Raw genomic sequence first — 17,797 nt, 5'->3', positions numbered from 1 at the left:
ATTCCCGCGATCGCGCGCCCGGAGGGCGCGTGAGTTCGTGAGTTCGTCGACCGCTTTTCAGTACGTCTCTCCCGTGCGCCAGCCGCGGTCGGTGTCGTTCAGCCGCTCGCACCCGTCCTCGGTGACGACGACGAGGTCCTCGATCCGACAGCCGAACCGACCGTCGAGGTAGATCCCCGGCTCCACCGAGAAGACCATTCCCGGCTCCAGTTCCCGGTCGTTGCCGGCCACGACGTACGGCTCCTCGTGGACGTCGAGCCCCACGCCGTGACCGGTGCGGTGGAAGAACGCGTCGCCGTAGCCGGCGTCCTCGATCACCCCGCGGGCGGCCCGGTCGACCGCCTCGGCGGGGACGCCCGGTTCGACCGCTTCGACCGCGGCCGCCTGCGCCTCCCGGACGGTCTCGTGGACGCGCTCGTACTCGGCCGGCGGCTCGCCGTCGAAGACGAGCGTCCGGGTCTGGTCCGAGGGGTACCCGTCGACGCGAGTCCCGAAGTCGAGCACGACGGGCTCGCCCGCCCGGACCTCGCGGTCGCCGCACCCGTGGTGGGGTTTGGCTCCGTTCGGGCCCGCGCCGACGATCGTCTCGAAGGCGGTCCCGTCGCCCCCGTGGGCAGCGAGCCGGTCCGCGATCCGGTCGGCGAGGTCGCGCTCGGTCATCCCGACCGCGTCGGCCCCGAGCTCGCGGAGGTCCCGGACCGTCGCGTCGGCCGCGGTCGCGGCCGCGCGCATCGCGTCCAGCTCCGCCTCGTCCTTCCGCACCCGGAGGTCGGCGAGCACCTCGCTCGCGAGCCCCCACTCCGCGTCCGGCGCGGCGGCCCGGAGGTCCTGTGTGAACGTCGCCCACATCGTGTCGTCGACGAGGAGGCGCCCATCGCGGAGCCCGAGGTCGGCGAGGAGCTCCCGGACGGCCGCGGTCGGGTCGTCGCCGTCGGCCCACGTCCGCACCGCCTCGACCGTGGTCTCCTCGCGGACCTGCGCCTCGTAGAGCGCCGGAACGAGGAGGGTCGGGCCGTCGCCGCGGTCGTCGGAGGGCGTTCCGGCCGCCGGGACGACGAGCAGGAGGTGTCGCTCGCCCGGCTCCTCGGCGAATCCGGTGAGGTACTGGAGGTTCCGGCTGGGGAAGCAGACCGCCCCGTCGGCGCCGGTCTCCCGGAGCCGCGCCGCCGCGCGCTCGCGTCGTTCCGCATGGACGTCTTCGGTCACGGTCGAACTCGGACCGGCGATCGCTTATAAGTAGGGAGTCGTTGCGGGGCGGCAAGCGGCACATAACGATATGTGAAGCGCTCGCACGGACAGGTATGAGCATCCAGCCGGAGTCGACGTTCGACTGCCCCGAGTGCGACGTGACCGCCCCCTCGGCGTCGGTGCCGTACGACGCCCTCGGCTACGCCGTCTGTCCGGTCTGTTCGCACGCGACGGCGCCCGCGGGCGACGGGGCCTGACCGGGCGAAACCGAACCGCCGCCGAACCGCGTCGCTTTAGCCGCGTCGCGCGCGCTCTCCGGTATGCCCTGGGCACTTGGACGCGAGGACGACGTGATCACCGAGTGGGAGCGCTCCGACGGCTACGCGACGGTCCGGATCCGCGAGCGCGGCGACGGCGGGTTCGTCGCCCGCCTCGACGTGATGGAGCAGGCGGCCGACGAGTCGGCCTACGAGCGCGAGCGGTTCGACGACCGCGAGGCCGCGCTCGACCGCGCGGCGGCGTGGCGCGAGGAGCGCGACATCGACGGCTGACGGTCGGGCCACCGGTCCGGCTCCCGAACTCCGACCGCCCGTCAGGGGAGCGACACCGCCTCGTCGAGGAACGCCTGACACTCGACGGTCCGCCCGTCTGGGTCCTCGGCGAAGAACTGGTAGATGTCGTACCGCTCGTTCTCCCGCGGCTCCTCGATCGCGTCCGCGGCGACCGACCGGCGGAGCTCCGCGTGCATCTCGTCAACCGCCTCGCGGTCCGAGTAGACGAACGTGAGCGTCCCGCAGTCGTCGGTGTGACCGCGCTCGCAGAACCCGAACAGCATGTTGTCGTACCGCAGTATCGTGCAGTCGGGCTGTTCGAGCCGCACCGTCGCACCCATCGTCTCGCGGTAGAACTCGACGACCGCGTCGTGCCGCTCCGTCGCGTGGAAGGCGATTCCGGACATGGCCCGGTGAACGGGGACGGGCCACTTCACGGCACCGGGCGACGGCCAGATCGGCCCGGCGTCCGACGCCGCGGGGAGGTGACCGTCGCCCGGCGGCGGATCAGTCGCGCGAGCGCGGCGCCGAGGAGCGTGGCTTTTTATTCTCGCTGCGGGTAGGGGACCACCATGACCGAACGAACGCGTCGCGACTGGCTCCGGGGCCTCGGCGCCGCGAGCGCCGCCGGCGCCGCGGGGCTGGCCGGCTGTTCCGCCTTCGACGCCGGCGGGTCCGACGAGGACGACACGTCCGGGAACGGGGGGTACGGAGACGGGGGCGACGGAGAGGACTCGGACGGGAGCGACCGCCCGACCGAAGCCCCAGACGACGGGGTGAAGACGCAGTTCCGACACGGACTCTTGAACACCGGGTACGTCGACGCGACGATACCCGAGTCGGTCGAAACCGCGTGGGAGGTGCCGGCGAACCGGGGCGACCACTCGGCCTCGAAGGGGAGCCCGGTCGTGGCGCCGAACGGGGCGATCGTCCTCGCCGACGACACGGGGCGGGTGCAGTCGATCGCGCCGGACGGCTCCGTGAACTGGGCGAGTTCGATCAGCGACCACGACCGCGGCAGCCACGGCACGCCGGCGATCGCGGACGGGCGCCTCTACGTCGGCTCGTACGACGGCGTGGTCTCGGCGCTGGCGCTCGACGACGGCGAGATCCTGTGGCAGACCGATATCGGCGGCTCGGCCGCCGCGAGTCCGACCTACCACGACGGGAAGCTCTACGTCGCGGTCGAGTACGCGGACCCGAGCGGGGGCCTCGTCAAGATGGACGCTGAGAGCGGCGAGGTTGAGAAGCGAGACGACCGCCCCACCGACCACCCGCACTCGACGGTCGCGATCGACCGCGAACACGGGCGTCTCATCTTCGGCTCCAACGACGGCCACTGCTACGCGTGGTCGTTCCCGGACCTGGAGCGCGAGTGGGCCTACGACACCGGCGGCGACGTGAAGCTCCCGCTCGCGATCAGCGAGGGGATCGCCGTGGTCCCCTCGTGGGCGGGGACCGTCACGGGGCTCGACGTCGAGGACGGCTCGATGCTGTGGGAGTTCGAGACCGACGGCGGCGAGACGTCGAAGGGCGACCCGTCCCCCGGGAGCACGGGCGGCGTCATGTGCGCGCCCGCGGTCCACGACGGGGAGGTGTACGTCGGCAGCCACGACAGCAACGCCTACGCGATCGATCTGGAGACCGGCGAGAAGCTGTGGTCGACTCCGACGGGGGGGTGGATCACCGGGAGCGCGGTCGCCACGAACGACCACGTGCTCGTCGGCTCGTACGACGCGAAGCTGTACGCGCTCGACCGCGACGACGGCTCGGTCACCTGGACCGCTCAGGGCCGCGGCGACGTGACCAGCGCGGCGACCGTGACCGACGACGGGATCTACTACGCGGAGCGCGCCCCGGAGGACTCCGACGCGGCCGGGATGTGCTACAAGCTGGTCGAGAGCGAGTAACGGCCGCCCCCAGGGCCTCGTTCCGCCCGGCTCACCGCACCACCGACTCACCGTTCTACCGGCTCACCGCTCCGGGTGCGTCGGCCCGTCGAATCCGCCCCGAATCAGCGGCTTCGCGACGTGTCGTCGGGCGCTCGGCGGGACCTCGTACCAGCCGATCTCCAGGTCCCGCTCGATCGGAACCTCAACCTTTCCGGGCGCATCGGTGCCGCAGTCGCGACAGCGGTACCCCTGCCCCCGCCCCGCCGAGGACATCGACCGCCCGCAGTCGGGGCAGGTCGGCACGGCGGGTGCCGTCTCGACGCGGTCGCGCACGGCGAACTTCTCCAGTTTCAGCGTCGCTTCGAGCGCGCCCTCGACCGACCGGACCTCGTGTTCGCCGCACAGCGTCACCCGGTCGCCGGGGCGGAGCGCGCGCACGCGGTCCCGAAAGCGGCCGGTCGGCTTGAACGCGACACATCGGAGGCGCGGAGAGGGGGCGTCACCGGTCGTCGCGTCGGTCGAGTCACCCGACGCCGCCACGTCGACGTGGACGTGGCCCCCGCGTTTCGTCTCCGGGTCGCTCGCGACCACGCCGTCGACGCGGTAGCCCGCGCCGTCCCGGAGGTCGCCGATCGCGCCGGGCGCGAGGTGTGCGTCGGTGCCCTGGTTCGTCAGGAACGTCGCGGCGCGCTCGACCGGCTCGGAGTTGATCGCCGCGGCGACCGCGCGGCACGCGTCGGCGTCGTCGCCGCGGATCCCGTGGAGGATCGGTCCGGGGGCGTTCGGCACGCAGACAGCCTCGCCCGTCCCGCGATCGACGGTGTCCCAGACGGTCGGGTACCCGCGGTCGGCGGCCGCGAACACGCTCTCGACGTCGACGTCGCGGGGGGTGCCACAGCGGTCGAGCTCGCGGTAGGAGATGCGCTCGACGGTCCAGTCGTCGAACGCGGCGGGGGCGCCGACAGCCGCGAGCGCGCCGATCCGGCCGCGTCCCGCGACGGCCTCCGCGTCCGTCTCCCCGCCGGACCCGAACGCCGCGTGGCGGAAGCCGTGTTCGTCGGCGAGGTTGAGGGCCTCGTCGAGCGAGAGGCGGCGTCGGAGCGCGCGGCGGGCGAAGTCGGCGACTTCGGAGGGGATCGGCGCGCCGTCGGACGCGGTCGGGTCGAGGCCGTCGGCGTCGAGGCCCCCCGCGTCGATATCGGCGGCGACGACCCCGGGCGAGGTCCGCGGGTCGTCGGCCGCGGCGAACTCCCGGACGGTCTCCGCGGCGAGGTCGAAGGCCGCCTCGGCGTCGACGCCGGAGACGTGGAGCGCGACCGCGGCGTTGCCCCGGGTCTTGTGTTTCACCGCGGGGTTGAGCCGGACGAGGAGCCGGCGGCGGACGCGGCCGCCCGCCGCGTCGAGCCGCTCGGTCAGCCGCGCGCCGACGTACGTCGTGCACATCCCGCGCTCGCGGGAGTCGGTGTCGTCGACGGCGACGATGGGCATACGCGCCCTTTCGCGCTCCCGGACAAACCGGTTTCGGGGCGAGACGGAGGTCGGAGGAGGGCTGAGCCGACGAGCGAGTATATAACTGCATCGGCGCCCGGATCGGGAAAACCGCAGGCTGGCAGGGAGTTCGAGCGCGTACGACTGACACAACGCATATATACGGCGAGCCGCTTATCTCGACCATGTCCCGGACTGCGCTGATCGAGAACGTCACCGCGATGCTGGAAGACGCGGGCTTCCTCGTCAGCGACCGGTGTGCGGTCCGGCCCAAGAGCTTCGACGTGGCGGCCCGACGCGGCGACGACCTCGTCCTCCTGAAGATCCTCGGGAACGTCGACGCGCTCGACGCGGAGACCGGCGCGGAGATGCGCCGGCTCGGCGAGTACCTGCAGGCGACGCCGATGGTGATCGGGATCCGGACCCGCGACGAGGAGCTGAAGCCGGGGGTCGTCTACTTCCGGCACGGCGTTCCGGTGATCAACCCGGACACGGGGTACGACCTGTTCGTCGAGGAGATGCCGCCGCTCATCTACGCGGCCCCCGGCGGGCTCTACGTCAGCCTCGACGGCGACCTGCTGGCCGACGAGCGCGAGGAGCGCGGCTGGTCGCTCGGCCGCCTCGCCACCGAGCTCGGCGTCTCCCGCCGCACCGTCTCGAAGTACGAGGACGGGATGAACGCCTCCATCGAGGTGGCGATCCAGCTGGAGGAGCTGTTCAACGAGCCGTTCTCCAGTCCGGTCGACGTGCTCGACGGCGCCGACGAGGTCCGCGACGCCGAGCCCACGCCCTCGGCGCCCGAGACCGACCCCGACGACGAGCACGTCCTCCACGTGCTCACGAACGCGGGCTTCACGGTCCACCCGACCGCCCGCGCGCCGTTCAAGGCCGTCTCCGAGGACGAGGGGAGCGCCGTGACCCGGGTGCTCACCGGCCACTCGACGTTCACTCCGGCGGCCGAGAAGCGCGCCCGGATCATGTCCTCGATCGGTGAGGTGGCGCAGACTCGCTCGGTCTACTTCACGGAGGGAGACGAGGAGCGCGAGTCGGTCGACGGGACCGCCCTGGTGTCCTGCGAGGAGCTCGCCGGCATCACCGACCCCGAGGAGATCCGCGAGCTCATCCGCGACCGGGCGAAGGCGCCGTCCGAGGCCTGAAGGGCCTCCGATCCGCGTCCCATATCGGACGTCTCGCAACCTGAACCCGGAGAAAGCTCGGTTCCTACCGACCGAGCAGTCGACTGAAGAAGCCGCCGTTCTCGTCTTCGTCGTCCTCGTCGTCCTCTTCCTCCGAGAGCACGGTGTTCATCGTCCCCGTGTCGTCGTCTCGGAACGGGACGCTGCCGGCGAGCTCGTCGTCCGGGTCGGGCTCGGACCCCTCGCTCGGCGCCGGCGCGGATTCCGGTTCCGGTGCGGTCTCCGCGTCCGGCACGGATTCCGGTTCCGGCGGGGAGCTCGGCTCACCGCCCGCTTCGGGCGCGTCGCCGCGTGACGGCTCCGCGGGACTCTCCTCCGCGGGGCTCTCGGTCTCCGCCGGATCGGTGGCGGTCGCGTCCTCGGCGGAGTCGGTGTCAGCCGCCCCGTCCGTCGGTCCGTCGCCCGACGACTCGCCGCCCGGGGTCGGCTCGGCGGGCTCCTCGTCGAACTGCTCCGCGTCGAGGTCCGACTCGATCATCGCTTCGAGGTCGTCGCCGTCGACGTGGCCCTCGCCGACCGTCTCGGTCTCGCCGTCGACGGCGTCGACGTCGCCGGCTTCCGTTCCGCCCGCGACGACCGCGTCGCTCGTGGCGTCGGCCTCCGCGTCGGCCGCCGAGCCGCTCGACGCCGGTTCCGCGTCGGCGGTCTCCGGTTCCACGCCAACCGCGTCGTCATCGGTGGGCTCGGCGAATTCATCGGGTTCGTCAGATTCGCCGGGCCCGACGGGCTCTGCCTCGTCGACGCCGTCGACGGGCGATTCGTCGGCGACGATGATGTCCTCCTCGTCGCCCGGCTCGCCGAGCCCGGCCCGCTCGGAGTCGGCGACGATGATGTCCTCCTCGTCGGGCGCGGTCTCGTCGCCCTCCGCCTCGTCTATCTCGGTCGAGTCGGCCGGTTCGGCCGGCTCGTCCGGATCGTCTGAACCGTCGGCGTCGGCGACCGACCCCTCGGCGTCCAGCTCCTCGTTGGCGGCGTCCGTGGAGGAGTCGTCCTCGCTCGCGGCCGTCCCCTCCTCCGCGGCCACGTCGGCGGCGGCGAGTCCGGGCCCCTCGATCGGCGCGCCGGTCAGGGCTCGCGTCAGGTCCCGGTACGCGCGGGTCGCCGGGGCGTCCGGGGCGAAGACCGGGAGGGACTGGCCCGACTCCACCGCGCGCAACACCGCGTCGTCCTCGGGGATGCGCCCGATCACCGGGGCGTCGAGGGTCCCTTCGACCGCCTCGATCGGATCGTCGCTTGCGGCGGTCGCGGGGTCGAGGCGGGTGATCGCGGCGCCCGCGACGGCGCCGCCGAGCCGCTCCGTCAGCTGGCGCGTCTTCTCGGTGTCGCCGAGGGCGCTCCGCTCCGCCGTGGAGACGAGCAGGGTCTCGTCCGCGAGGCCGAGCGGGAGCGTGGAGTCGTGCGAGAGCCCCGCGCCGGCGTCGACGAGCACGTAGTCGGCGTCGTCGAAGGCCTCGGCGACATCGCGGAGCCCGGAGGGGTCGGCCGCCGCGTACGCGTCGAGGTCCGCCGCGCCGGGGACGACACGGAGGCCGGCCGGCCCCTCGTGGACCGCGTCGAGGGGGTCGGCCGCCCCCGCGAGCACGTCGTGGAGGGTGATCCCGCCGGGGGGCACGCCCACGGCCGCCGCGAGGTTCGCCATGCCGAGGTCGGCGTCGATCGCGACGACGTCGGCGCCCGAGTCCGCCAGGAGCGTCGCCACCGCCGCGGTCGTGGTGGTCTTCCCGACCCCACCCTTCGCCGACGCGACCGCATACACCGTTGCCATACGGTGAGGGTCCGGCGACTGCTACTTAAATGTAGGCGGCGACGGTCCGATCGAGGCGGCGTTTCGGCGCGATCGACCGTCCGAGCCGGCGGAAGCGCGCGGGCACTTTCGCAAACACCTTATACGTCGCTTGTGGAGTTTCAGGCGATTAGTAGCATGGCGAGACCAGAGGTGCTCAACGCGATCAAGCAGGCCGAACGGGATGCGGACGAGACCATCGCCGAGGCGGAATCGGACGCCGACGAGCGCCTCGCCGAGGCTCGAGAGCGCGCAGACGAGATCCGCGCCGAGGCCGAGGAGGAGGCGGAATCCGAGGCCCAAGAGCGGCTCGAAACGGCCCGCGAGGAGATCGAGGAACGCCGCGAGGAGATCCTCGAATCGGGTCGTGCCGACCGCGACGAGCTCGAACGCGAGGCCCGCGACCGCGTGGACTCGGCCGTCGACTACGCCGTCGAACGGTTCGAAGAAGCGGTGAACCAACAGGCCGAGGAGGCGGTGGATGCTCAGGCCTGAGCGGATGAGCAAGGTGTCGGTGACGGGCTCGAAGCGCGTCATCGACGACGTGATCGAAGCAACGTACGAACACCACTCCCTGCACGTCACGGACTACGACGAGCGCTACGAGGGCTTCTCGCCCGGCGAGTCGCTCGACGGCGCGGAGACCGTCAACGAGAAGCTCGTCACGGTGCGCTCGCTGGAGAGCATCCTCGACATCGAGGGCGACGAGGTCGACGGGGCCCGTCCGCTCGGCGACGAGGAGCTCGAAGCGGAGCTCGCCGACGTGCGCGAGCGCGTCAACGATCTCAACGACCGGCGCGACACGCTCCAGGCCGAGATCCGCGACCGGCAGGAGGAGATCGACCGGATGGAGCCGTTCGCAGATCTGGGCATCGAGCTCGATCTGCTCGGCGGCTACGACTCGCTCGAGGTCGTCGTCGGCGAGGCGAAGCCGGACGCGGTCGAGGCGACGCTCGCCGACGCGGACGGGATCGAGGCGTTCGAGGTGTTCGCCGGGGGCGACGTCGTGGCGATCTTCGCGCGTCCCGCGGACGGCGCCGAGGAGGGCGTCCTCCAGGACTCGCTCGTCGGCGTCGACATCGCGCTGCTGGAAGTGCCGGACGCGGACGCCAGCCCCGGCGAGTACGTCGCGGATCTGGAGCGCGAACGCGAGGTGCTTGAAAGCGACCTCGACGAGGTCGAGGCCGAGCTCGCGGCGGTGAAAGAGGAGGCGGCCGGCTTCCTCCTGCGCGCCGAAGAGCGGCTCACCATCGAGGCCGAGAAGAAGCAGGCGCCGCTCTCCTTCGCGACCACCGAGAACGCCTTCATCGCGGAGGGATGGGTCCCGACCGAGACGTTCCCGGAGCTTGAGGCGGCCATCACCGACGCCGTCGGCGAGCACGCCGAGGTCGAGGAGCTCGAGCGCGCCTCCTTTACCCCGGACGGCGACCACCACACGGAGGCGGTCGCGGACGGCGGCGCCGGGCGCGAGGCGGCCACCGACGGCGGCCACGCGGCCCACGGCGGCGACGACCCGCCGGTCGTTCAGAACAACGGGAGCGCGGCCGGCCCCTTCGAGCTGCTCGTGCAGGGCTTCGGGCGGCCGAAGTACTCGGAGTTCGACCCGACGCTCCTCGTCTTCCTCACGTTCCCGCTCATGTTCGGCTTCATGATCGGCGACGTGGGGTACGGCGTGTTGTACGCCGCGATCGGCGCGTTCCTCTACAGCAGGTACGACGGGACGTTCCGCGAACTCGGCGCCGTCGCGCTGTGGGCCGGCGGCTTTACGATCCTGTTCGGGATCTACTTCGGGATCGACGTGTTCGGCTACCACGCCTACCAGCTGCTGCCCGGCGACATCCACTGGCCCGTCGACGGGAAGGGCCTCTCGCCGGCCGACATCGACTGGGCGCTGTCGTTCCTGGTCGCCAGCGTGCTGTTCGGGCTCGTGCACCTGAACGCGGGGCACATCCTCTCGTTCGTGAGCAACTACCAGCAGCACGACCTGAAGCACGCGCTGTACGAGGGCGGCTCGTGGCTGCTGATCCTCAACGGCGCGTGGATCTGGATCTTCAGCCAGCACCTCCCCGGCCCGAAGCCGGACTTCCTGTTCGAGTCGTTCTCGATCCTCACCTTCGGGGCGGTGTCGTTCGCCGGCTTCCCGGTCGCGGTCGGCTACGCCGCCATCGCGGCCATCCTGCTCGGGGTCGTCCTGCTCGCGATCGGCGAGCCGCCGGAGCTCGCCGAGGTGCTCTCGCCGATCGTCAACGTCATCTCGTACGCCCGGATCATGGCGGTGCTGCTCGCGAAGGGCGGAATGGCGCTGGCGGTGAACCTGCTGGCGTTCGGGGCGTACATCGGTGAAGGCGGCGAGGGGAGCTTCCACTTCATCTTCTCCGCCGAGTACCTCGAGTACATCCGGAGCCACCCGGAGGAGTACGAGCTCGTCTTCGCCGGGATCACGACCGCGTTCGACCCGGCCTCGATCGGCCTCGTCGGGATCGTCGCGCTCGTGGGCGGGATCGTCGTCGCGGTCGTCGGGCACATCGTCGTCCTCGCGCTCGGGATCACCTCCGCCGGCATTCAGGCGGTGCGTCTCGAGTACGTGGAGTTCTTCGGGAACTTCTACGAGGGCGGCGGGGACGCGTACCTGCCGTTCGGCTACGACCGGCAGTACACCGCCGACGAGGACTGACGGTCGCGGCGCGGTCCGCGATCGTCCTCTCGGACGCCGCACCGGATCCGAAATTTGGCGTCGTTAGTCGGATTTTTATCCCGCGTCAGGGGCGCTCTATTCGGTCGTTTTGGGAAGCTTTATGACTACTGTGGCGGCAACTAGCAACTGTTCGGAGACGAGCAACCGCAACTACTACCAATGCTTGAAGCTACCAACGAACTCGGGAACGTCGCACTGCAGGCCGGTGGAACGCTGACTGACGCCAACGCTGCGGCAGCACTCGCCGTCGGGCTGGCGGCGCTCGGCGCGGGCTACGCCGAGCGGGGGATCGGTTCCGCGGCCGTCGGCGCGATGGCCGAAGACGACGATCTGTTCGTCAACGGGCTCATTCTGACGGTCCTCCCCGAGACGATTGTCATTCTCGCACTCGTCGTCGTCTTCATCGTCTGAGCGGCACCCCCTTTCCACACCAATGAGTTTGGACACTGTCGTTGAGGACGTTCGAGACGAAGCCCGCGCGCGTGCAGAGGAAATCCGTGAGGCGGCGGAGTCCGAGGCGGACGAGATCGTCGCCGAGGCGGAGGCCGACGCCGAGCGCATCCGCGAGGAGCGGCTCGCCGAGGTCGATCGACAGATCGATCAGGAGCGCGAGCAGACGCTCTCCTCGGCCAAACTCGAGGCCAAGCAAGAGCGGCTCGGCGCCCGTCGCGACGTCTTAGAGGACGTTCACGACGACGTCGAGGCCGCCATCGAGGGGCTCGACGGCGACCGGCGCCACGAGCTGACCGAGACGTTGCTCGACGCGACGCTCGCGGAGTTCGACGACGACGAGGAGGTCGCCGTCTACGCCCGCGCCGAGGACGTCGACCTCGTCGAGGAGCTCGTCGAGGGCCGCAACGCCGCGGTCGACGGCGAAGTCGACTGCCTCGGCGGCGTCGTCGCGGAGAGCGACACCTCTCGCGTTCGCGTGAACAACACGTTCGACTCGGTCCTGGAGTCCGTCTGGGACGACGAGTTGAAGAACATCTCGGAGCGACTGTTCGACCAATGAGCGCCGTCGGGAGCTCGAACCCAGAGTACGTCGTCGCGCGGGTTCGTGCCCGCCGCGGCAGCCTCTACGGGGACGAGGAGTACCGGAAGCTGACCCGGATGGGCCCGGCTGAGATCGCCCGGTTCATGGAGGAGTCGAGCTACGGCGCGGAGATCAACGCCTTGGGGAGTCGCCACGGCGGCGTGGACCTGATCGAGTACGCGTTGAACCGGAACCTCGCCGAGCAGTTCGACGACATCCTCGACTGGAGCGAGGGCGCGCTGTACGACCTGATCGCCCGCTACCTCCGCAAGTTCGACGCCTGGAACGTGAAGACCGTCATCCGCGGCGTCTACACCGACGCGGACCAGTCGGCCATCGAGGTCGACCTGATCCGCGCCGGCGAGTTCGACGACCGCCGGATGCGACGGCTGCTCGAGGCCGACTCGATCGACGCAGTCGTCGAGGTCTTAGAGGACACGATCTACGGCGATCCCCTGCGCGAGGCGTACGCCGAGTACGAGGAGACGGACACGCTGGTGCCGCTGGAGAACGCCGTCGACCGCGCGTTCTACGAGCGGCTCCTGTCGGGGCTCGGCGGCGGCGAGCCGACCCGTCAGTACGAGGCGTTCCTCAAGGCGGAGGTCGACTTCCGGAACGCGACGAACGCCCTCCGGCTCGCCCGGTCGGGCGCCGACATCGACCCCGCGGCGTACTTCATCGAGGGCGGCGAGCTGTTCACGCGGGGGTCGCTCGCGCGGCTCGCGCGGAACCTCGACGACCTCGTGGAGTACATCGCCGACAGCCAGTACGGCGAGGAGCTCGGTCCCGCGCTGCGCGAGCTCGAGGAGGCGGACAGCCTCATCGCGTTCGAGCACGCGACCGACGCCGCCCTGCTGGCGTACGGCGACCGGCTCGGCACGATCCACCCGGTGTCGGTGACGCCGGTGATCTCGTACATCCTCGCGAAGGAGCGCGAGGTCGAGAACATCCGGGCGATCGCCCGCGGGAAGGAGGCCGGGCTGTCGGCCGACGAGATCGAATCGGAGCTGGTGATAACATGAGCCAGGAGATCGCCGTCGTCGGGAGCCCCGAGTTCACCACCGGGTTCAGGCTCGCCGGCGTGCGGAAGTTCGAGAACGTACCGGACGACGAGAAGGACGAGCGGCTCGACGACGCCGTCGAACGGACCCTCGACGACGAGGACACCGGCATCATCGTGATGCACGACGACGACCTCGACCACCTCTCGCGGGGGACCCGCGAGTCGGTGGAGGGGAGCATCGAGCCCGTGCTCGTGACGCTCGGCGGGTCCGGCGCCGGCAGCGGCGGGCTGCGCGACCAGATCAAACGAGCCATCGGGATCGACCTGATGGAGGAGGACGACTAATATGAGCAAAGCAGAATCCACGGAGACCACCCCAAGCGAAGACGGTGTTATCCAAAGCGTGAGCGGTCCGGTCGTGAGCGCCCGCGACCTCGACGCCCGCATGAACGACGTCGTCTACGTCGGCGACGAAGGCCTCATGGGGGAAGTGATCGAGATCGAAGGCGACATCACGACCATTCAGGTGTACGAGGAGACCTCCGGGGTCAGCCCCGGCGAGCCCGTCGAGAACACGGGCGAGCCGCTGTCGGTCGACCTTGGTCCGGGCATGCTGGACGCCATCTACGACGGCGTTCAGCGCCCCCTGGACGTGCTGGAGGGCAAGATGGGCAGTCCGTACCTCGACCGCGGGGTCGACGCCCCCGGCATCGACCTCGAGAAGGAGTGGGAGTTCGAGCCCACCGTCGAGGTCGGCGACGAGGTCGGCCGCGGCGACGTGGTCGGCGTCGTCGAGGAGACGGTCACCATCGACCACAAGGTGATGGTGCCGCCGGACGCGCTCGACGAGGGCGAGACCACCGAGGTTACCGCCGTCGAGTCGGGCTCGTTCGACGTCACCGAGACGGTGATCGAACTCGCCAACGGGACCGACGTCTCGATGCACCAGGAGTGGCCCGTCCGCGAGGCGCGCCCCTCCGCGAACAAGAAGACCCCCCGGACGCCGCTGGTGTCCGGGCAGCGCATCCTCGACGGCCTGTTCCCCATCGCGAAGGGCGGGACGGCCGCGATCCCGGGCCCGTTCGGCTCCGGGAAGACGGTCACACAGCACCAGCTCGCGAAGTACGCCGACGCGGACATCATTATCTACGTCGGCTGCGGCGAGCGCGGCAACGAGATGACCGAGGTCATCGAGGACTTCCCCGAGCTGGAGGACCCGGCCAACGGCAACCCGCTGATGGCCCGGACCTCGCTCATCGCGAACACGTCGAACATGCCCGTCGCGGCGCGTGAATCCTGCATTTACACGGGGATCACGATCGCCGAGTACTACCGCGACATGGGGTACGACGTGGCGCTGATGGCCGACTCCACCTCGCGGTGGGCGGAGGCCATGCGCGAGATCTCCTCCCGGCTGGAGGAGATGCCCGGCGAGGAGGGGTACCCCGCGTACCTCGCCGCCCGCCTGGCGCAGTTCTACGAGCGTGCCGGCTACTTCGAGAACGTCAACGGGACCGAGGGATCGGTCTCCGCGATCGGCGCGGTGTCGCCGCCCGGCGGCGACTTCTCCGAGCCGGTCACCCAGAACACGCTGCGTATCGTGAAGACGTTCTGGGCGCTCGACGCGGACCTGGCGGAGCGCCGCCACTTCCCGTCGATCAACTGGAACGAGTCGTACTCGCTGTACAAGGATCAGCTGGACCCTTGGTTCGAAGACGAGGTCGCCGACGACTGGGCCGAGAAGCGCCAGTGGGCGGTCGACGTGCTCGACGAGGAGACCGAGCTGCAGGAGATCGTCCAGCTCGTCGGGAAGGACGCCCTGCCCGACGACCAGCAGCTCACCCTGGAGGTCGCCCGCTACCTGCGCGAGGCGTACCTCCAGCAGAACGCGTTCCACCCGGTGGACACGTACTGCCCGCCGGAGAAGACGTACCTCATGCTGACGACGATCGAGACGTTCAACGACGAGGCGTTCGACGCCCTCGAGGCGGGCGTGCCCGTCGAGGAGATCGTCGACACGGAGGCCGCACCCCGGATCAACCGGATCGGCGTCCAGGAGGACTACGAGGAGTACGTCGAGGAGCTCAAAGCGGAGATCACCGAGGAACTCCGGAGCCTCTACTAACATGAAAGAGTATCAGACCATCACCGAGATCAGCGGTCCCCTCGTGTACGCCGAGGTCGACGAGTCCATCGGCTACGACGAGATCGTCGAGATCGAGACGGCACAGGGGGAGACGCTGCGCGGACAGGTGCTCGAATCCTCGGAGGGCGTCGTCGCCATCCAGGTGTTCGAGGGCACCTCCGGTATCGACCAGAACGCGTCCGTCCGCTTCCTAGGCGAGACGATGAAGATGCCCGTCACCGAGGACCTGCTCGGGCGGGTCCTCGACGGCTCCGGCCGCCCGATCGACGACGGCCCGGAGATCGTCCCCGAGGAGCGACAGGACATCGTCGGCGCGGCGATCAACCCGTACTCCCGGGAGTACCCCGAGGAGTTCATCGAGACGGGCGTCTCCGCCATCGACGGGATGAACACCCTCGTGCGCGGACAGAAGCTCCCGATCTTCTCCAGCTCCGGCCAGCCGCACAGCGAACTGGCGATGCAGATCGCCCGGCAGGCCAGCGTGCCCGAAGAGGAGGAGGGCGACGACGAGGAGAGCTCCGAGTTCGCCGTCATCTTCGGCGCGATGGGGATCACCCAAGAGGAGGCCAACGAGTTCATGGAGGACTTCGAGCGCACCGGCGCCTTGGAGCGCTCCGTCGTCTTCATGAACCTCGCGGACGACCCCGCCGTCGAGCGGACGGTCACCCCGCGGATGGTGCTCACCACGGCCGAGTACCTCGCCTTCGAGAAGGACTACCACGTCCTCGTCATCCTGACGGACATGACCAACTACTGCGAGGCGCTCCGCGAGATCGGGGCGGCCCGCGAGGAGGTCCCGGGTCGCCGGGGTTACCCCGGGTACATGTACACCGACCTGGCGCAGCTGTACGAGCGCGCCGGGCGGATTCAGGGCCGTGAGGGGTCGGTCACACAGATCCCGATCCTCACCATGCCGGGCGACGACGACACTCACCCGATCCCGGACCTGACCGGGTACATCACGGAGGGGCAGATCTACGTCGACCCCGACCTGAACAGTCAGGGCCTCCAGCCCCCGATCAACGTCCTCCCCAGCCTGTCGCGGCTGATGGACGACGGGATCGGCGAGGGGCTCACCCGAGAGGACCACGCCGACGTGAAAGACCAGATGTTCGCGGCGTACGCGGAGGGCGAGGACCTGCGCGACCTCGTGAACATCGTCGGTCGCGAGGCGCTCTCGGAGCTCGACAACAAGTACCTCGACTTCGCGGACGCCTTCGAGTCGGAGTTCGTCGACCAGGGCTTCGACCAGAACCGCGACATCGAGGAGACGCTGGAGATCGGCTGGGACCTGCTCTCGATGCTCCCGAAGGACGCCCTCAACCGGATCGACGAGGAGTTCATCGAGGAGTACTACCGCGAGGACGACTCCGAGCGCGAAGTCGTCGAAGCGGCCGACTAACGCGGCTTCTCTACTCTTACTCTTTCACGCGCAATACGACGAGCGGCTGCGCCGGTCAGTCGGTGTCGTCCGAGCCGTCAGAGTCGTCGGAGGTGTCGGGGTCGACCGGATCGTCAGCGTCGGCGAGGTCGATCACGTTCTCGCGGCCGATCCGGAGCTTCTCGACCTCCCCGGCGTCGGCCATCCGCGAGAGCACGCGCGAGGTCTTCGACTTCGACCAGTCGAATTCCTCGACGATCGCCGACTGCTTCATCCGGCCGCCGCGCTCGCGGAGGGCGCGCCTGACCCGGTCCTCGTCGGTGAGGAGTTCGGGGTCGATCGCGTCGGTCCCGTCGTCGGCGGTCTCGGCGACTGTGGCGGCGTCCTCGGGGTCGGAGTCCGAGTCAGTGTCAGCGGACCCAGCCGTCCCGGCCGCCGATCCGCCCGCCGCACCGGCGTTCGCCGCCGGTGAAGTGGGGTCCGGGCCGTCGCCTCCCCGCCCGTCGTCGTCGGTCGGGCCGCCCTCGGGTTTCTCCCCGTCGTCCGTCTCCGCTCCCCCGAGGTCGATCCGATCGGACCGCACGGCGTAGGCGCCGACCCCGACCGCCCCGACGAGGAGGAGGGCGCCGAGCCCGGAGAGGAGGGGCGGGCCGCCGACGTCCGGAGCGCTTTCGCCGTCAGTGCCGGTATCGTCGCCGCTACCGCCGGTCGCCGGCACGGCGCGGACCCGAGGCCGACCGTCGCCGAAATCCTCGCGGCCGCGCCACTCGACGACCCCGTCGCCGGCCTCGTCGGGTTCGGGATCGGCGGACTCGACCGCGTACCCCTCCGGCGCAGAGACGGCCAGCGCGTCGTCGTCGTCGATGAAGAACCCCCCAGCGAAGACGTCGCCGGCGACCACCGCGTCGCCGTCGACCGCGGCGAAGCCGGTCCAGGTGAACCGGAAGGTGACGACGCCCCAGCGGCGGGGGACCTCCTGGATCCCGGTCTCGGCCTCGAACTCGGTCGCGCGCATCTCGCGGTCTGCGGAGTCGTTCGCGGCCGAAACGACGCCGGACATGCGCTCGGCGAACGGGTCGAGGTAGCGGCTCGTGTTCGATCGGAACCGCTCCTGGAACCGCTCGTACTCCGCCACGTCGGAGTCGTTTTCGAGGCGTGTCCGGAGGGTGACCTCCCACGTCGCCGAGCCGTCGGCGGCCAGATCGATCCGGGTGATCGTGTTGTCCGGAGAGGGCTGGTCGTCGGTCTGCGGGACGGCGGGGGACTGCGCGCCCGTGGGAGCGGCGAACCCGACGGCCGCCACGCAGCAGGCGGCGACGAGGAGGGCGAGGACCGCACGCGCGTTCCGATCGCTCGGTCGCATCGGACGGGGATACTCCACCGTTCGGGTTAAAGCCACAGATGTCCGTCGTCGTCGCGCCCCCGGAGTTCGGGCGGTTCG

Annotated in this window: 17 protein-coding genes; 12 read left to right on the top strand and 5 right to left on the bottom strand. The window is 70.4% G+C overall.

Annotated features, from left to right (window positions below; all coding sequences use genetic code 11):
- Positions 1-57: 57 nt before the first annotated feature.
- Entirely contained in the window at positions 58-1,206 is a 1,149-nt protein-coding gene (locus JIN95_RS00700; protein WP_200530238.1) for a Xaa-Pro peptidase family protein, read from the bottom strand.
- A 95-nt stretch (positions 1,207-1,301) separates the two neighbouring features.
- Here JIN95_RS00700 and JIN95_RS00695 point away from each other — a divergent pair, with 95 nt between their 5' ends.
- Together JIN95_RS00695 and JIN95_RS00690 are read left to right on the top strand one after the other, a co-directional pair.
- Positions 1,302-1,445: a hypothetical protein gene (locus JIN95_RS00695; RefSeq protein ID WP_198951477.1), complete on the top strand. Its 144-nt coding sequence runs from the start codon at positions 1,302-1,304 to the stop codon at positions 1,443-1,445.
- A 63-nt stretch (positions 1,446-1,508) separates the two neighbouring features.
- Complete coding sequence (locus JIN95_RS00690; RefSeq protein WP_095635448.1) at positions 1,509-1,739, top strand: hypothetical protein; 231 nt, start codon at positions 1,509-1,511, stop codon at positions 1,737-1,739.
- A 41-nt stretch (positions 1,740-1,780) separates the two neighbouring features.
- On the opposite strand, the gene JIN95_RS00685 is transcribed toward JIN95_RS00690, so the two are convergent.
- Positions 1,781-2,146 (bottom strand): VOC family protein, encoded by a 366-nt coding sequence (locus JIN95_RS00685; protein WP_095635449.1) that lies wholly within the window; start codon positions 2,144-2,146, stop codon positions 1,781-1,783.
- Positions 2,147-2,311: 165 nt separating this feature from the next.
- Here JIN95_RS00685 and JIN95_RS00680 point away from each other — a divergent pair, with 165 nt between their 5' ends.
- Complete coding sequence (locus tag JIN95_RS00680; protein WP_095635450.1) at positions 2,312-3,649, top strand: PQQ-binding-like beta-propeller repeat protein; 1,338 nt, start codon at positions 2,312-2,314, stop codon at positions 3,647-3,649.
- A gap of 63 nt (positions 3,650-3,712) precedes the next feature.
- Here the strand turns inward: JIN95_RS00680 and JIN95_RS00675 are convergent, their stop codons facing one another.
- Entirely contained in the window at positions 3,713-5,119 is a 1,407-nt protein-coding gene (locus JIN95_RS00675; protein ID WP_200530237.1) for a tRNA(Ile)(2)-agmatinylcytidine synthase, read from the bottom strand.
- 185 nt (positions 5,120-5,304) lie between these two features.
- Here JIN95_RS00675 and JIN95_RS00670 point away from each other — a divergent pair, with 185 nt between their 5' ends.
- Complete coding sequence (locus JIN95_RS00670; RefSeq protein ID WP_200530236.1) at positions 5,305-6,276, top strand: transcriptional regulator; 972 nt, start codon at positions 5,305-5,307, stop codon at positions 6,274-6,276.
- A gap of 64 nt (positions 6,277-6,340) precedes the next feature.
- Here JIN95_RS00670 and JIN95_RS00665 read toward each other — a convergent pair whose 3' ends face one another.
- The gene (locus JIN95_RS00665; protein WP_200530235.1) at positions 6,341-8,080 is read right to left on the bottom strand and encodes a P-loop NTPase; all 1,740 of its coding nucleotides are present in this window, start codon (positions 8,078-8,080) and stop codon (positions 6,341-6,343) included.
- 156 nt (positions 8,081-8,236) lie between these two features.
- Here JIN95_RS00665 and ahaH point away from each other — a divergent pair, with 156 nt between their 5' ends.
- The 8 genes from ahaH to JIN95_RS00625 all read left to right on the top strand — a co-directional run bounded on the left by ahaH (position 8,237) and on the right by JIN95_RS00625 (position 16,377).
- The gene (gene ahaH, locus JIN95_RS00660) at positions 8,237-8,593 is read left to right on the top strand and encodes an ATP synthase archaeal subunit H (RefSeq protein WP_095635454.1); all 357 of its coding nucleotides are present in this window, start codon (positions 8,237-8,239) and stop codon (positions 8,591-8,593) included.
- Positions 8,594-8,597: 4 nt separating this feature from the next.
- Entirely contained in the window at positions 8,598-10,772 is a 2,175-nt protein-coding gene (locus JIN95_RS00655) for a V-type ATP synthase subunit I (protein ID WP_200532090.1), read from the top strand.
- Positions 10,773-10,952: 180 nt separating this feature from the next.
- Entirely contained in the window at positions 10,953-11,204 is a 252-nt protein-coding gene (locus JIN95_RS00650; RefSeq protein ID WP_004049078.1) for a hypothetical protein, read from the top strand.
- Between the two features lie 22 nt (positions 11,205-11,226).
- Positions 11,227-11,805 (top strand): V-type ATP synthase subunit E, encoded by a 579-nt coding sequence (locus tag JIN95_RS00645; protein WP_095635456.1) that lies wholly within the window; start codon positions 11,227-11,229, stop codon positions 11,803-11,805.
- On the top strand, positions 11,802-12,848 hold the full coding sequence (locus JIN95_RS00640; protein ID WP_095635457.1) for a V-type ATP synthase subunit C: 1,047 nt from the start codon (positions 11,802-11,804) through the stop codon (positions 12,846-12,848). Before JIN95_RS00645 ends, JIN95_RS00640 begins: the two co-directional genes overlap by 4 nt.
- A complete protein-coding gene (locus JIN95_RS00635) occupies positions 12,845-13,174 on the top strand; it encodes a V-type ATP synthase subunit F (RefSeq protein WP_004049075.1) in 330 nt (109 codons plus the stop codon). The genes JIN95_RS00640 and JIN95_RS00635 overlap by 4 nt, the downstream gene beginning before the upstream one ends.
- Position 13,175: 1 nt before the next feature.
- Positions 13,176-14,954, top strand: coding sequence for an ATP synthase subunit A (locus JIN95_RS00630; RefSeq protein WP_095635458.1), 1,779 nt, complete (start codon positions 13,176-13,178; stop codon positions 14,952-14,954).
- Between the two features lies 1 nt (position 14,955).
- On the top strand, positions 14,956-16,377 hold the full coding sequence (locus JIN95_RS00625) for a V-type ATP synthase subunit B (RefSeq protein ID WP_200530234.1): 1,422 nt from the start codon (positions 14,956-14,958) through the stop codon (positions 16,375-16,377).
- A 55-nt stretch (positions 16,378-16,432) separates the two neighbouring features.
- Here the strand turns inward: JIN95_RS00625 and JIN95_RS00620 are convergent, their stop codons facing one another.
- A complete protein-coding gene (locus tag JIN95_RS00620) occupies positions 16,433-17,719 on the bottom strand; it encodes a hypothetical protein (RefSeq protein ID WP_200530233.1) in 1,287 nt (428 codons plus the stop codon).
- Positions 17,720-17,797 lie beyond the last annotated feature (78 nt).

The organism is Halorubrum sp. LN27 (genome assembly GCF_016635065.1).
In the GTDB taxonomy this organism is placed as follows: domain Archaea; phylum Halobacteriota; class Halobacteria; order Halobacteriales; family Haloferacaceae; genus Halorubrum; species Halorubrum salipaludis.
This window is presented reverse-complemented; position numbering and strand designations above follow the sequence as displayed.